The organism is Pseudomonas sp. HY2-MNA-CIBAN-0224, from assembly GCF_040310285.1.
Lineage (GTDB): Bacteria > Pseudomonadota > Gammaproteobacteria > Pseudomonadales > Pseudomonadaceae > Aquipseudomonas > Aquipseudomonas helleri.
The window spans coordinates 1-359 of the sequence record NZ_JBEOPQ010000253.1 but is presented as its reverse complement, the minus strand read 5'-3'; the positions used below and the strand labels follow the sequence as shown (position 1 = coordinate 359).

The window sequence follows — 359 nt, the reverse complement described above, 5'->3', positions numbered from 1 at the left end:
GTACAACGGTGACGTGACAACCACGGTCGACTAGCATACGTAAGATATTGGTTTTGGTACCAAAGTCATAAGCGATAACATTATATTTTGCTTCAACGTGCGTGCCCAAATGCTTAAAGAAGCCGCCCGTACCGCTATCATGGCTACCAGCTACATCACGATTAAGCAAGGTATCTGATAAATCCCAGCTACCAGCGGTCCACTCAAACGTCGTCGGCGTACAGCATTCTTTTGCTAAATCCATACCTTCAAGACCAGCGAACTCTTGCGCCAGTTTGATGGCTTGCTGTTCGTCTTCGCTGCTAATCGTGTCGCCGTTAGATGCGGTCATGATACAACCGTTTTGAGCGCCTTTATCA

At 47.4% G+C, this 359-nt stretch carries 1 pseudogene; it reads right to left on the bottom strand.

Annotation, left to right across the window (positions count from 1 at the left end):
* Window positions 1–331, bottom strand: a pseudogene (locus AAEZ03_RS26275) (hypothetical protein); the annotation flags it as partial.
* Window positions 332–359 lie beyond the last annotated feature (28 nt).